At 35.7% G+C, this 14,698-nt stretch carries 17 protein-coding genes and 1 tRNA gene; 13 read left to right on the top strand and 5 right to left on the bottom strand.

Translation table 11 applies throughout. The features are described from left to right. Window positions 1–10 precede the first annotated feature (10 nt). From ABMA78_RS14385 to ABMA78_RS14375, 3 genes are all read left to right on the top strand, one after another. Window positions 11–649 (top strand): cytochrome c oxidase subunit 3, encoded by a 639-nt coding sequence (locus ABMA78_RS14385; RefSeq protein ID WP_021267400.1) that lies wholly within the window; start codon window positions 11–13, stop codon window positions 647–649. 104 nt (window positions 650–753) lie between these two features. Next, complete coding sequence (locus tag ABMA78_RS14380) at window positions 754–990, top strand: hypothetical protein (RefSeq protein WP_392861050.1); 237 nt, start codon at window positions 754–756, stop codon at window positions 988–990. Next, window positions 971–1,504, top strand: coding sequence for a DUF420 domain-containing protein (locus ABMA78_RS14375; protein WP_392861049.1), 534 nt, complete (start codon window positions 971–973; stop codon window positions 1,502–1,504). Before ABMA78_RS14380 ends, ABMA78_RS14375 begins: the two co-directional genes overlap by 20 nt. Here the strand turns inward: ABMA78_RS14375 and ABMA78_RS14370 are convergent. Genes ABMA78_RS14370 through ABMA78_RS14360 form a run of 3 tightly spaced genes read right to left on the bottom strand, consistent with a single transcriptional unit; the run spans window position 1,494 to window position 4,524 of the window. Continuing rightward, on the bottom strand, window positions 1,494–2,279 hold the full coding sequence (locus tag ABMA78_RS14370; protein ID WP_392861047.1) for an acyltransferase: 786 nt from the start codon (window positions 2,277–2,279) through the stop codon (window positions 1,494–1,496). The genes ABMA78_RS14375 and ABMA78_RS14370 overlap by 11 nt on opposite strands. Before the next feature lie 6 nt (window positions 2,280–2,285). Continuing rightward, the gene (locus ABMA78_RS14365; RefSeq protein WP_392861045.1) at window positions 2,286–3,428 is read right to left on the bottom strand and encodes an aminotransferase class V-fold PLP-dependent enzyme; all 1,143 of its coding nucleotides are present in this window, start codon (window positions 3,426–3,428) and stop codon (window positions 2,286–2,288) included. A gap of 1 nt (window position 3,429) precedes the next feature. Continuing rightward, window positions 3,430–4,524 (bottom strand): tryptophan 2,3-dioxygenase family protein, encoded by a 1,095-nt coding sequence (locus ABMA78_RS14360; protein ID WP_392861044.1) that lies wholly within the window; start codon window positions 4,522–4,524, stop codon window positions 3,430–3,432. Between the two features lie 99 nt (window positions 4,525–4,623). Here ABMA78_RS14360 and ABMA78_RS14355 point away from each other — a divergent pair, with 99 nt between their 5' ends. The 9 genes from ABMA78_RS14355 to ABMA78_RS14315 all read left to right on the top strand — a co-directional run bounded on the left by ABMA78_RS14355 (window position 4,624) and on the right by ABMA78_RS14315 (window position 12,664). Then, on the top strand, window positions 4,624–5,586 hold the full coding sequence (locus ABMA78_RS14355) for a heme A synthase (RefSeq protein WP_392861042.1): 963 nt from the start codon (window positions 4,624–4,626) through the stop codon (window positions 5,584–5,586). After that, window positions 5,586–7,337, top strand: a complete 1,752-nt coding sequence (cyoE, locus tag ABMA78_RS14350; RefSeq protein WP_392861040.1) for a heme o synthase — start codon at window positions 5,586–5,588, stop codon at window positions 7,335–7,337. The genes ABMA78_RS14355 and cyoE overlap by 1 nt, the downstream gene beginning before the upstream one ends. A 77-nt stretch (window positions 7,338–7,414) precedes the next feature. Next, window positions 7,415–8,221 carry a cytochrome c oxidase subunit II gene (locus ABMA78_RS14345; RefSeq protein ID WP_392861038.1) on the top strand — a complete coding sequence of 269 codons (807 nt, stop codon included), beginning with the start codon at window positions 7,415–7,417 and terminating at the stop codon, window positions 8,219–8,221. A 29-nt stretch (window positions 8,222–8,250) separates the two neighbouring features. Beyond that, window positions 8,251–9,990 (top strand): cbb3-type cytochrome c oxidase subunit I, encoded by a 1,740-nt coding sequence (locus ABMA78_RS14340; protein WP_021267663.1) that lies wholly within the window; start codon window positions 8,251–8,253, stop codon window positions 9,988–9,990. Window positions 9,991–9,995: 5 nt separating this feature from the next. Further along, window positions 9,996–10,577 carry a heme-copper oxidase subunit III gene (locus ABMA78_RS14335; protein WP_392861035.1) on the top strand — a complete coding sequence of 194 codons (582 nt, stop codon included), beginning with the start codon at window positions 9,996–9,998 and terminating at the stop codon, window positions 10,575–10,577. A gap of 10 nt (window positions 10,578–10,587) precedes the next feature. Further along, window positions 10,588–11,466 carry a c-type cytochrome gene (locus ABMA78_RS14330; protein WP_021267527.1) on the top strand — a complete coding sequence of 293 codons (879 nt, stop codon included), beginning with the start codon at window positions 10,588–10,590 and terminating at the stop codon, window positions 11,464–11,466. 10 nt (window positions 11,467–11,476) lie between these two features. Continuing rightward, window positions 11,477–12,163, top strand: coding sequence for an SCO family protein (locus ABMA78_RS14325; protein WP_392861033.1), 687 nt, complete (start codon window positions 11,477–11,479; stop codon window positions 12,161–12,163). Between the two features lie 22 nt (window positions 12,164–12,185). Next, entirely contained in the window at window positions 12,186–12,470 is a 285-nt protein-coding gene (locus ABMA78_RS14320; RefSeq protein WP_392861031.1) for a cytochrome C oxidase subunit IV family protein, read from the top strand. A gap of 20 nt (window positions 12,471–12,490) precedes the next feature. Beyond that, window positions 12,491–12,664, top strand: coding sequence for a hypothetical protein (locus tag ABMA78_RS14315; protein WP_392861029.1), 174 nt, complete (start codon window positions 12,491–12,493; stop codon window positions 12,662–12,664). A 34-nt stretch (window positions 12,665–12,698) separates the two neighbouring features. Here ABMA78_RS14315 and ABMA78_RS14310 read toward each other — a convergent pair whose 3' ends face one another. Both ABMA78_RS14310 and ABMA78_RS14305 read right to left on the bottom strand, forming a co-directional pair. Beyond that, window positions 12,699–13,676 (bottom strand): serine hydrolase domain-containing protein, encoded by a 978-nt coding sequence (locus ABMA78_RS14310; protein ID WP_392861028.1) that lies wholly within the window; start codon window positions 13,674–13,676, stop codon window positions 12,699–12,701. 56 nt (window positions 13,677–13,732) lie between these two features. Continuing rightward, complete coding sequence (locus ABMA78_RS14305; protein ID WP_392861026.1) at window positions 13,733–14,308, bottom strand: peptidylprolyl isomerase; 576 nt, start codon at window positions 14,306–14,308, stop codon at window positions 13,733–13,735. Between the two features lie 175 nt (window positions 14,309–14,483). On the opposite strand from ABMA78_RS14305, the gene ABMA78_RS14300 reads away from it, so the two are divergent. Beyond that, window positions 14,484–14,559 (top strand) — tRNA-Ala (locus tag ABMA78_RS14300). The last annotated feature ends 139 nt before the right edge of the window (window positions 14,560–14,698 follow it).

Raw genomic sequence — 14,698 nt, 5'->3', positions numbered from 1 at the left:
GAGTTTATAAATGGCAGGACATGCTAATACAAAAGATTTAGTTCATGACGGTGTAATTAGTTATCCAAATGACCCTCAATTTGGGCACGCAAGTCCAAATAAAATTGGGATGTGGTTATTTCTTGGAACTGATGCCATGTCATTTTCAGGCTTACTAATTGCTTATGCTGTACTTCGTGCAACTAAGCATTGGCCAAACCCTGTAGAAGCTCTTGGTGGAGTACACCTTTCAGGGATTATGACTTTCATTCTAATTTGTTCATCTGTTTCAATGGTTATGGCAATTGATGCTGTAAAAATGAGACAACCAAAAGCAATTAGAGGATGGCTTTTAGCTACAATTATTGGTGGTGTAATCTTCCTTGGTATCCAAGCATATGAGTACGTACACCTAATGTCAGATATGGGTATGACATTCTCGACTTACGAGCATGGTAATAACTTATTCTCGTCAACGTTCTTTGCTATTACTGGTTTCCACGGGCTTCACGTACTATCAGGTGTAATATTTCTTATTTACATGTATGTACTTGCTCTTAAGGGACGCTTTGACAAAGGTGACTACGGACTTCTAGAAGTATGTGGTCTTTTCTGGCACTTCGTTGACCTTGTTTGGATTCTAGTATTTACATTTATTTACTTAATTTAATGAATGAACATATGTTGTAAGAAAGGCCCTACTTATGTAGGGCCTTTTTTGTTTTGGGCTAAAAAAATGGACTAAGCATTCCGAAAAGTATATAAGGCAAGTATATGAAAAGTTTCTTATTACCAATTGGCATATTAATTCTAGTACTATTTTCAGACTACGTTTTTGCGTGTCCTGGTTGTGCTGGATCGATGGATAATCCAAAGGATGCAAGGCTTGTTTGGATTCTCGTAACTTTCATTGGCCTAATCTATATTCCGTTTTTTATTCTTTATAAAACAATTCATAAATATAGAAAAAACTCAGTAGCTTCTAGGATTCATGAAGAAGAACAACAGTAATTTTATCTATACATTACTCTTTATACTAAGTGGGTTAATTGCACTTTTCTTAGTTTGGTTTATTTATTTTAAGCCTGAAGCGGCCGTTAAACTTTGGTGGGTTGATTATCTACCAATGGTAAATGCTGTACTGAATTCAATTTCTGCAACTTTACTATTTGTGGGTTGGCGATTTATTAAGAAAAATAATGTTTCAGCACATATTAAATGCATGTCGGGGGCAACTGCTACTTCTGCATTATTTCTTGTTTCATATCTCCTTTATCATCACTTTCATGGTGATACGAAATTCATCGCACAAGGTTTTGTAAGGCCTGTGTATTTTGCAATTCTAATTTCTCACGTTCTTTTAAGTATCGTGATGTTGCCGATGATTTTAATTACTCTTTGGAATGCTTTGACTGGAAGTTTTAAGAGTCATAAAAAATGGGCAAAGTGGACTTTACCCATTTGGCTTTATGTTTCAGTAACTGGTGTTTTAATCTTTTTCTTTTTGAAATATCTTAATTACTAGATTCTTTCTTTGCTTTCTTTCTCTCTTCAGCATCAAGTCTTGATTTTGGTAGTACCGCTTCGTGTGGAGAAACAACAACTTTTTCACCGATAACGACATCACCCATAATTGAAGCTTTTAGCCCAACTGTTGCACCTCTTTTAATTACAGTTGGTGCAATTACAAGAAAACCAGCTTGAGCATAGTGAGCAAAGATTGTTGCTGAGCCACCAATTGTTACGTAGTCCTCAAGTGTAATGAGGCATGGGTCAGAAATATTCGTTGTATTGATGACACAGTTTTTTCCAATTTTCATCCCCATCATTCGATAGAATAAAGTGATAATAGGTGTTGCTTGAAAGAAGTCTAAGACTGTGTAGCGAACTAATTGTGTTAGCGCATTATGGTAGTACCAAGGAAGAGTTTCTAATGAAATCCAACTTCCTTTAAATGGTTTCATTTTAAGAGGATAGATCCAGTTAAAGAATGGAACGATAAAGATAAGTGTTAATGCATAAGCAGCATAAGACATTACAAATGCAAATGACATTGCAAGAGCTTGAATAAGGAAGTGTTGGCCTGCAACGCTTTCATATGCTGTCGTTAAAAAAATATAACCAGGAGTTAATCCAAGAGTAATACAAATAATGTAAACGACAATCGGAGGTAGCATTGCTGCCATATAACCAATTGCTTGGTTCTTTCTAAAAATATTCTCTAATACTTTAGCAAGGCCTTTCTTGTTAGAGGCCCCTGATTGAAGCTCTTCTTGTGATTGCTTTTTCTTTTCTTCCATCTTTTCCTAACCAATATTTTTAATTATTTTAATAAGTTTAATTATATCATCACTATCTTGATAAATACTAAATCCAAAACGCAAAATATTTCGGCGATAATCAACATTCACTTGATTGGCCTTGAGGTCTGCAGCGTAGTCTTCACATTCTTGTGATGTTGAAAATTTGAAAGCAATAAAATGACCTCTACTTGTTGTTGTCACGATTTTACTTTCTAATTTTGTGCCTAAGATACCAGATAAGAAATCAGTTTGATTTTTTTCAACGTGGGCATGAATGTCACGTACTGAAATGTTTTCTTGCTTCCAAAGATTTAATACAGCATTCATTCGATAGATGGCAGTAAAGTCCATTGTCGATCCAGCAAAACGAAAGCCATCATTACTAAATGGGACTTTGTCTTCACTAAAATTTGTAAGATCTCCCATCTGGGCAAACCAACCTGTATTTCTTGGAGTTAGGTTAGTATCTTGAGGAGAGATAAGAAAACATGAGCCTTCCCCTGAGCCACAGTATTTATAGCCGCCGGCCATGTAGAAAATACGATCTTCTATTTCACTTAAGTCTGTTGGTAGTGCCATAAATGCATGATAGGCATCAATAACAATTTCTGCCTTAGAATTAATTGCTTTTACAAAAGAGACGAGATCCTTAATTGCAAAGGCAGAATTAAAAAATACTTGGCTAATGAAGATGAGATCATATTTGTCAGTATTTGCTTCTTGAATGAAATTTTCGATAAAGCTCTCGTCATTAGTATTCTCAATCTTAGTCACTTCGAAAATTTCTTCTTCTGATAGACGATTAATTTGGCGATCAAAAGAGTAGAACTCACTATCAGTTGTTAAGATCTTTGCACCATGGGGGAGAGCTGAAAGAACTCGATAAGCTAACTCATGTGTGTTTGGTGCAAATGTAATTTGCTGAGGTTTTGAAATATTTAAAACGTTTGCAATATTACTTTGCAGCTGGGCAAATTCATTTGAAAAAAACTTACCCCACTTTTCGTCAACGTATTTAGCACTATCATCCCAATACTTGATTTGCGCATCTCTTGTGACATCTGGCCAGTAATGGTGAGAGTGGGCCGCAAAGTGAAGTTTTCCTTCGTTTGCATTTAAAAATCTTTCAAAATATTTTTTATACATTCTAGTCTCTGTAATTAAAGTTCATCGCTGTTTTTAGTTTCTCAGGAAGAACTGGTCTTTGTGATCTTGGAATAATAAAAGTTGAAAGGTTAAATAGATCGATAAACGAACGATTGTTATCAGCAGCATCTTTTAAGTATTGATGACCTGAAGACCCACCTGTCCCAATTTTAGTTCCTAACATTCGATGTGCCATTAGCGCATGCTTGTAACGCCAAGTAGTAAAATTCTCATCAATATCCATAAGGTGAGCTAGTACTGTGTATGGAAGAGTTAGTATTGGCTCATCTCGGTAAAGAAGAACAAATAGGGCATTTAGGGTAGCTTTCTGAGAAAGTCTTCTCTTTCCCTCTTTCACTAATTTATTATATTCATCTGAATTAAAAAGAGTTTCAAATGTATCTCGAGTACTTTGAAGATTTGCCTTTTGTATCTCTAATGCTTTTGGCGGTAGAGTTGCCATATTATCTAAGACAGTGAGCTCATCTCCGCATAGCATATCTTCAACACATGATTGATATTCACTCCAGAAATCAAATTCTGCATTAAATGTGAATGGCATTCTCTCTAGCCACTTTTCAAGGGCCGAGAATAAAGTAGGCTCTTTTTCAATCTTTAGAAGTCTTTCTTTATCTTGTTCATTGAGTCTTCCTAGGAAGTACTCACGATCAACCTCTTTTCTTTGATTAGTAGATAGTCCTAGTAGAATCTCTATTTCTCTAAATTGAACACTTTGGAAACCTGAGGCAGGAACTAATAAATCCCTAAACTCAAGAAAGTCCATTGGAGTCATCGTTTCCATGACTTCCAATTGTCCCAAGAGAAGCGTTTGAACTTTTTTAATTCTTTCAAGTCTTGAGCAAACTGTTGAAAGAAATGACTCTTCCACTTTATCTACTGAGAAAATGCTTTTTATCGAGTTAAGCTCGTGAAGTATCTGTTTAAACCATAATTCATATACTTGATGCACAACTATAAAGAGTGTTTCATCATGTGCCTCATCTCCATATTTTTTAGAGAGAGGATTTTGCGTATCGAGTAATTTATTCAGTTCTAAATAGTCACCATAATAGACAGGTCCGTGATTTTTGTGCATATTGACTCCTATATAGAAATACTATCCCATCACTTTGAAATTGAAAATTATTCATATTTCTAGTTGGGTTAAGAAAGTTGAAATCAAGTTGAAGTTGAAATGGAAAGTTCTAAAAAGTTACGATTCAAAAAGTTTTTGCCTGTAGTCATAATCACTGTTTTTGCACTTATTCTAATTGGAGGGATGGTTAGAAGTACTGGAGCTGGAATGGGCTGTCCAGATTGGCCAACTTGTTTCGGTCAAGTGGTTCCTCCGACTAGTATTGATCAGCTTCCTGCTGATTATCAGACTCGATTTGCAAAACCTGGCCGTATAGTCGCAGTTTTTAATCCTATTCATACATGGACTGAGTACTTCAATAGAATGGCTGGTGTATGGACTGGAATTGCTTCAATTATCTTATTTGTCCTTTCATTTGCTTATAAAAAAGAAAATAAGAAGGTTGTTTGGCTATCTGGCCTAGCTCTGTTCTTAGTGGTTCTAAATGGTGGTGTAGGAGCAATGGTTGTAAAATCACACTTACACCCTGGGGTGATTACGATTCATATGCTCTTGGCGATATTCCTAGCTTTTGCCCTTGCTCATTTAAAATATGAAGTGACGGAAATTGAATTTCTTCGCAAGCATAATGTCGACCGCTACAAAGACTTCTTATGGGTTCTTGTTGGCCTAGTTGTCATTCAAATTGTTCTTGGTACACAAGTTAGAGAGCAAATTGATTTAATTACTAATACTGAGCCGAATTTATCGCGAACAAATTGGGTTGATCGTCTTGATATGATCTTTTATATCCACCGTTCATTCTCAATTCTAATTCTTTTAGGCTTTTCTTACACTCTTAGAAAAATTATGGAAGAGTTTAAAGATAACTCTTTTGTCCAAAAGAAGTGTATCTCTATTATGTTAGTATTAATTGGTGTCATCACAGCAGGTGTCATCTTAGCGTATCTGGCATTCCCAGCATTTGCTCAACCAGTTCACTTACTATTTGCAATTTTACTATCATATTTTATTTATGAATTATTAATCATCCTTAAAAAATCACAAGAAGTGGAGCTGTAATGTATCGTACACTTGCCTTCATCAATATCTTATTAACATTAGGTTTAATTGTCATTGGTGGGTTAGTGAGTGCGGACTTCACTGGCCTAGAATGTACTTCTTGGCCAATTTGTTATGCGGCGACTGTTGATAAGTCGTCAATATATCCAATACTTCACAGAATTTTTGCTGGAATTATTATTGTTTTAAATACATTTCTCTTTATTAAGCACCCAAAAGAGAAGTCTGTTCGTTTAGGTTTATTCCTTCTCGTTCTCCAATCACTTCTAGGTGGGATTAACTTTATTTATAAATTACCAACTTTAGTTAGTGTTTTTCACTTAATTCTAAGCTTTGCCTATATCGCTATCTTTTCTCAACTTTTTTATCCAGTTGTAGAAAAACAAGATTTGAATTTAAAAGGTTATTCTCCTTCAGCAAAAGACCTTGTTTTCATTATGTTACTTATTGCTTTTGTACAGTTCTTCTTTGGTGGAATCGTTCATCAAACGGCAACAAAAGATGTATGTGGGCTAGGGGATAATATTAATATCTTATGTCAGACGGCGGAGGGGCTAAGTTTTTGGCCTTCAACTGTAGCTGCGCAAATTCATTCTCTTCATAAGTATCTTGGAGTTCTATTTCTAGGCTTCTTACTAGCTTTTCTTTTCAATATCAGAAAAACGATCACACTCTTACACGGAAAGGCCTTTAAGCAATTTTCGTTGCTAACAGGAAGTTTAGTTACTTTATTTCTCATTCACTTATTTAATGCAAAGAGATTATTCTTACTAACTGATACAACTTACTTTCAAGTACTACACCTTTTATTAGCAGTAATCATCACTCTAAATCTACTGTTCTTATTCCAGTGGTTTAAGCGTTTTGAAGAAACATATTTTGGTGGATATAGGCACACAGTTGCAAGTGACTTATTAAGTTTAACCAAACCACGTCTAGGTTTACTTGTTGTTTCGACAATTGTTTCGGGAATTCTTCTAACAGGACAATATGTCGATTTCTTCTATTTGATTAATGCACTTATTTTTTCAATTTTGATCGTGATGTCAGCAACGACAATTAATTGCTACATGGAGATTGAAGTTGATTCAAATATGGCCCGTACAAAAGATCGCGCTCTTCCTGCTGGAAGAATAAAACCAATTTATGCCGTTATTCAAGGTTGGGCCCTTTTCATCCTTGGCTTCAGTCTAACTTATGTAAATGTAAATAAAGTTACTGCATTGCTCGGTGCGTTGGCATTTTTTTCTTACCTTTATGTGTATACGCCAATGAAGAGAAAAAGTCCTGCTGCGTTATTTGTTGGTGCTCTACCTGGTGCAATTCCACCGGTAATGGGCCGCACAATTGTAACTGGCGAGATTGATGGTCTAGCAATTTTATTGTTTGGAATTCTGTTTATCTGGCAAATTCCACACTTTATGGCCATCTCAATTTACCATAAACAAGATTACGCGGAAGGGGATATTAAGGTCTATCCTCACTACTACTCGATTGCCAAAATGAAGGTCTGTATTGCTCTTTGGACATTACTCTTATTTTTATTTAGTAGTGCTGGCTACTTCTTCGATCTTAATTCTAAGAACTTTTTTATCGCCTCTCTAGTCGTGAACGGCGTATTTTTCGCACAGAGTTTGCAAAGTTTTTTTATTCATGATGAGCCGAGTTATGTGACTTGGGCCCGACAATATTTTTGGGGTTCTATAATCTATTTACCACTCTTGCTATCATTGATGATTTTCCTTAGCTAAATCGTGGAAAATGTTATAAAAAAGGGTTAAAATTTATCAATTCAAATTAATAAAGTATTTCAATAGAAGGAAGGTCTATGGGATTTTTGACACCTGTTTTAGCTACAGTTGTTAGTACAACTTCTAAGCAGATGAGTCTTTGGGAAAGAATGAAACCACCTGAAGATATCTCTGTGCACGGTCACTTAATCGATTGGTTATTTGGCTACACTACTTACATGAACCTCTTTTTCTTTGCATTAGTATGTGCAGGATTATTTGGTTTCTCTTACTTTTATTCAGCAAAGAGACACCCAAAGCCTTACTATACTTATGGGAATAAGAAGATTCATATCATCATCGCGACAGTAATTGGTCTATCGGTATTCCTAGGAATCGATATGAACATTACAAGAATGTCGAATGAAGACTATGTAAATGTTTTTGCTAAGTGGCCAAAAGAGGACGAGAATCCACTTCGTATTCAAGCACTTGGTCAGCAGTGGGCATGGCACTTCAGATATGCTGGTGCAGACAATGTTTTCAATACTGAAGATGATGTTGTTCAGTTAAATGACTTAAGACTGCCTGTTGGTCGTAAAGTTGTTATTCAAGTACTTTCAAAAGATGTAATTCACTCACTATATTTTCCAAATGCTCGTCGTAAGGTTGATGCAATTCCTGGTCGTTTAACTCGTCTATGGTTTGAACCAACTAAAGCTGGTACTTGGGATATTGCTTGTGCAGAGATGTGTGGAACATATCACTATAGAATGAAAGCTTCTCTTACTACTTACTCTCAAGAAGACTATGCTGCTTGGATTGCAGAGGCTCAAGAGAAAGCTATTCATGAGAATGACCCTGAAAACCCTGAATTATTCTGGGGTTGGAAGTGGCAGTACTAATTACAAGATAACTTTTAGGAGAATATAAAATGGCATTTTTCGAGCAACATATTCACTCAGAGCCAAAGACTTTCATCTCAAAGTATATTTTTTCTTATGATCACAAAGTGATCGGAAAACAATTTCTTTGGTACGGAATCATTGGTCTAGGTTTAGGTGGGATGATGGCCCTTATGATTCGCTGGACACTAGCGTTTCCTGGAGAGGCATTCCCAATTCTAGGTAACTTACTTTTCCCTTCAACAGGAGGAGTAGTTCCCCCAGATACGTACGCGATGCTTTTTACTATGCACGGTACGATCATGATTTTCTACGCTATTACACCAATTCTAATTGGGGCGTTCGGAAACTATCTTATCCCACTGCAAATTGGGGCAAGAGATATGGTCTTCCCTTTACTTAATATGCTTTCTTTTTGGATTGCAGCTGCTTCAGCGTTAATTCTTGTTGCATCTCTATGTTTACCACTAGGTGCTGCAGCAGGTGGTTGGACTTCATACCCAACTTTATCAACGCTAATTGGTTCACCAGGGGCCGGGCAAACTCTTTGGACACTTGCTCTTTTCCTTCTTGGTGTTTCTTCAACAATGGGTGCAGTTAACTATATTACAACGGTTATCGTTCTTAGAGCTCCGGGTATGGGATACTTTGATATGCCACTATCTGTTTGGGGTCTATGGCTAACAGCTATTCTAAACGCGATTTTCCTTCCAGTTCTTGGTGCAGGTCTTTTACTTCTATTATTTGACCGTGTATTTGGAACAACTTTCTTCCTAGCTGGTGCTGCTGCAACTACTGGGACAGGTGATCCAATCCTTTACCAACACGTATTCTGGATTTTCGGTCACCCTGAAGTATATATCCTTATTCTTCCTGCATGGGGGATTGTATCTGACTTACTTTCTTTCTTTGCAAGAAAACCAGCATTTGGTGCGAAAGCAACTGCGCTTTCAATGACTTCAATTACAATTCTTTCAACAATTGTATACGGTCACCACATGTATACGACTCAAATGAGTCCACTTTTAACTCAAACGTTTATGACTCTTACAATGACGATCTCAATTCCATCTGCAATCTTCTTTGCAAACTGGTTAGGGACTATCTGGAAAGGGTCGATCAAATTTGATACTCCAATGATCTTCTCACTTGGTGTTGTATTCGTATTTGGTCTTGGTGGTCTAACTGGTCTATACCTAGCAACAGTTACAACTGACCTTTACCTACACGATACATACTTCGTAGTTGGTCACTTCCACTACACGATGGCAGCTTCTGTTCTTCTTGGTGGATACGCAGCAATTTATTTCTGGATGCCGAAAATGTTTGGTAAATTCCTAAATGAATTCTGGGGTAAAGTACACTTTTGGATCACAATGATTGGTCTAAATGGTGTATTCATGGGAATGATGATTGTTGGATACGCAGGTATGCACAGACGTCTTTATAACCCATTTGTTTACGAATTCATGGAAAGACTAATCCCAATTAATGCATTTGTTACTTACTCTGCATTACTTATGGGTCTAGGACAAATTCCTTTCGTGATCAACTTTGTTTACACAATTTTCTTTAAGAAAGAAAAAGAACCAGTACCTAACAACCCTTGGAATGTTGGTACTCTAGAGTGGACAATTCCATCTCCTTCACCAGTTTATAACTTCAAAGAAGTTCCTGTTGTTAAGTGTGGACCACACGAATTAGGAAACCCTAATCTTCCAGAAGGTAAGGATTTCCAATATCAAACTGAAGAATTAGTTGAGGCGTAATTAGAATGAACCAAGTAATGTCGAATAAAGAACTAGAAGCGAGAAAGATCACATCATCAATTGCGATGATTGTCCTACTTGTTTCTTTTACAATGCTCTTTGCTACGATGCTACTTGGTTATTCTGTTTACCGTCTAACTGTTGATGTATGGCCACCAATGGGAATGCCGAGAATACCTCTTACAATCCCTGTGGTTAGTACAATAGTTATTGCGTTAAGCTCTGTGACTCTAGTGTTGTTTGAATCAGCATTCAATAAACAAAACACTAAGGCCATGAGACTTTATTTCGCATTAACTTACTTATTAGGTCTTGGTTTCATGTTTGTTCAATGGCAACTTTGGAACTCAATGGCCGCGATGGGACTTCAAGCTTCTGGCGGAGTATTCCCATCTTTATTTTATGCATTAACTTGGACACATGCTGCGCATATTGTTCTAGGTTTAATTGCACTTTTATTTCTTTTGCCTGTTTCGATTAATGGTTACAGTGTAGAGAAGGTAACTTGGGTAGAGAATGTATCTAAGTTTTGGCACTTTTTAGGTGTCGTTTGGTTAGTAATGTTTATCGTTATGTTTGTATTTTAAGAGGATAGCTATGAAGAAAATGGCATTAACTTTAACAGCAATGTTTACAATTTTATCTTTGGTTTCTTGCCAGGAAAACCACTTCAAAGAAGATAAAGTATTCGCAGGTGGCCTCTATGTTGAGAAAGATGTTCTTAACAGAGGGAAGCAAATTTACACTGAATACTGTATGCCTTGTCACGGTGTTGACGGTGACGGAAAAGGTGTAGCAGCTAAGGCAATGAAAGTTCCACCACGTGACTTTACTAAAGGTGTCTTCAAATTTGGAGAAGTTGAAGCAGGAACTCTTCCACACGATAAGCACTTATACAAGATTCTTGAGAAAGGTCTTCATGGAACAGCAATGCTTCCTTGGGACTTAACTGAAGATCAAATGTTTGAAGTTGTTCAATACATCAAGACTTTCGCTCCATCTGTTTGGGAAGGTAAAGATAAAGAACTTGGTAAACAAATTACTCTTGGTAAAAACCCATATGGTGTTGCTCACATCCAGTCTGCAATTGAAGAAGGTAAGAAGGTTTACCACTCAGATGCAATGTGCTGGTCATGCCACAGAGCTTACGTACCAAAAATGGAGCTTGCTCAGCTTACAGGTATGAGTGAAGGTGACTTCTCTGATGCAGATTATCAGTCTAAGCTTCAAGAAACAGAGTGGGGATTCAAATCTCTTCCACCAGATTTTACTTGGAACACAATTCGTTCAGCTGAAACAGTTGAAGAGATTGCTCTACGTTTAGCTGCTGGTGTTGGTGGTACAGCTATGGCCGCTTGGAAAGGTACTCTTACTGATGACCAAATCTGGGCCGTTGCACACTATGTAGACTACCTAAAGAGTTTAAAAGATACAGAAGCTCGTAAAGAGTTAATGGATCGTATTAAAAATCAATAAGAGTTAAATAATGACTAGTTTAGGTATAAGAAGATCAAATTCACTAATCGAAACGCTTGTCTCAAAGAAGGCGTTTTGGTTAGTTTTTGTTCTTTATTTCTTTTCTGTACCTTTTTTCAAATCGGTTTTCAGAGAACTTCCTCCTGAGCTACCTGTCGTAAAAGAACTGCCGGCCTTTTCACTTACTAATAGTTTTGGAAAAACATATGGGTCTAAAGAATTAGAAGGTCGCGTTTATATTGCGAATTTCATTTTCACAAATTGTCCGTCTAGTTGTCTTAGACTTACGGCCGAGATGCAAAAGATTCAAAAGAGAGTAAGAGGTTTAGGACAAAAAGTTGCTCTTGTTTCATTTACTGTGGATCCTGAAACAGACAATCCTAAAACACTATTCAAATACGCTAGAAAACATCAAGCGAACCCTTATATTTGGACTTTCTTAACTGGAAAGACTGAAGATATGCAAGCTACAATCATAGACGGCTTTGGAACTGAGATGGGGAAAATGCAAGAAGTTGAAGCTAATGTTAATGGTGAAACGGTAACAATGTTTGATATTGCACACTCTGAAAAACTTGTTCTTGTTGATGGACATGGTAAAATCAGAGGTTATTACGATTCAACTAGTAAAGATATTAATAAGCTAATGATTGATCTTGGTTTATTAGTTAATAAAGAACAGTACTTAAAAAATTAATTTATTATAAATGGAGAATAAAATGGCTGAAGGCGCACATCATTCACACAAGAAATTATATATTTTTATTTTCTTCGTTCTAACGTTCCTAACAGTTGTGGAACTTATCATCCCTGGGATGACAAATATTGCAAAGTTTTACCGCGATAGTGCTCTAGTTCTTTTAGCATTAGGAAAAGCTTTCCTAGTTGCTTACTACTTCATGCACTTAAATGAAGAAACAAAGTGGACTCGTTTTGTTGCTGCAATTCCTATTTCAGCTGGAGTTTACGCTACTGTGCTTATTTTAGAATCAATGTTTAGATAATAAGACAAAAAGGAGTTTGTATGTCTGAAAACACGAATACGACTACACAACAAGTACCAAGTAAAGAGCCATTACCAGTAAAAGACGGACAATTTACTGCAAAGACAAGTTGGATTATTGGATTTTTAATTGTTGGGCTCCTGATTTTAAAAACATTCATTTACACAAAAGATAAAAAAAGACACGGAAAATAAAAAAAGCCTGCATCGATTGCAGGCTTTTTTTTTATTAACACGTAATTAATTGTGCAATTAAATCCTTACTACTAATTCCTTCTATTCCTAAAACTAAGCAAAAAATCTTATTCTCGTTAATAAATACACCGGCACTGTATCCTGGGCCATTTCCATCATGACCAAAATAGCTACCAAAATTTGAATTTGGATCACCTAAAATTCCATATCCATAATGTGGAGAGAAGTACTTACCGTTGAATGGGATTTTATAAAGAGTTGTATAAGTTTTAAGTGTTTTACTTGAAAGAAAGTTTTCAAAAAAAATATAATTGAAAACTTTTGTTATCTCTTCAGGAGTCGATTTTATAAGGCCATGTGAAACCCATTGTGGATGATAAATCTCTCTTGCATCTTCAACGTTTAAGTAAAAACTTTTTTGTGTTGGAAAAGTTAAACTTTTAAATTCTTCTTGAGTAATAATCGATTTGGTATTTTTAAGTTGTAACTTTTTAATAAAAAAAACTTCAATCAATTCTTCAAAAGTTTTTGAATATATTTTTTCTAAAATTTTTTTCAAAAAAAGATAACCAATATTCGAATATAAAAAATTATTTTCTGTTTTAGATTGTTGGCCTTGCTTTGTCACAATACTAATTAGTTCACTCTCGCTTAATGGCCTGCTAGGACAAGTGGTTACAGCATTCTTATATTCGTTTGTATAACCATAATCACCTAAGCCTGAACGATGTAAAAGTAATTCAGCAATTGTCGTATTCTTTAGCCATTCATAATTCATACAACTAATAAACGTAGATAGCTTATCTTCTAGTTTTAATTTTTTATTTTCAATTGAATGAAATATTAGAGATGCGATAATTGTTTTAGTTATACTATAGATAGGAAAGGTATTACTTTTAAACTTGGTATCAACATTGTTTGCAATTAAGTTAAAGCTTTTATTCGTTCGATATGAAAAGTGATAAGAGCAGTTTAAATTATCTAATAATGTTTTGATTTCTTTTATATTCATAAGTAATAAAAAAGCCTGCATTGAGCAGGCTTATGTAGTTTGTCTATAGATTTAAATTATTCAATATATTCAATGCTAATAATTTTATCGCCTTTCTTAACTTTTTTTAAGATTTCTAAACCATCAACAACCTGACCAAATACAGTATACTTATTATCCAGATGAGGAAGTGCTGTTAAAGCAATATAGAACTGAGAATCAGCACTGTTCTCATCTGTTAAAGTACGTGCCATGGCCATAGTTCCGGTAACATGACTTATATTATTAAATTCTGCCTGAATCTTTTTACCTGAACCACCACTACCAGTAGCTGTAGGATCACCGGTTTGAATAACAAAGTTCGGTATTACACGATGGAATGATAAACCATCATAGAATCCACTTTGAATTAGTTGGATTATACGTGCAACTGTATTAGGTGCCTTTTTTGGGTAAAATTTAAACGTAATATTCCCATGAGAAGTCTTAATAATACCCTCTGATTCAGATAATCCGGTACGATCTACATTTATTTTAAAGACATCGACCTTTTTGTCCGATACCTCTTCCTGTGTTTTTGTATCAGTGTTCTTAGTACATCCTATAAAGATGAAGAGAAACAGGGATATTCTTACAAGCTTTACAATAGTCATTATTTAAATTCTCCTTTTCTAATGAAATTATGATAGGAAATTAAAAAAAATGCAAAAAAAGTAAAAAAAAAGAAAAAAGAGTGTTGACATATGAAACGAGGTCACATAAATTACGTTTCACCTTGAGAGATGAACGAAACAAATTACTGCTTAAAACAGTGAGAAGTTATCTTGTGGGCGTGTAGCTCAGTTGGGAGAGCACCTGCTTTGCACGCAGGGGGTCGCAGGTTCGACTCCTGTCATGTCCACCATTTATTTCAAGAGGCTCTTTAACATTTTAATATAGTATAAAAGATTTGCTACTTAGGTGGCAAACAAGATGAGAAGAAATCCAAAATAAGTTTTAAACGGTTTTTGAAAGATCTGACGTAACTGAATCATTGAAGTTAC

Origin of the sequence: Halobacteriovorax sp. RZ-2 (assembly GCF_043196685.1) — a bacterium.
Classification (GTDB): Bacteria; Bdellovibrionota; Bacteriovoracia; order Bacteriovoracales; family Bacteriovoracaceae; genus Halobacteriovorax_A.
Note: the sequence above shows the minus strand (reverse complement) of the source record. Positions and strands in the feature narration are given on the sequence as shown.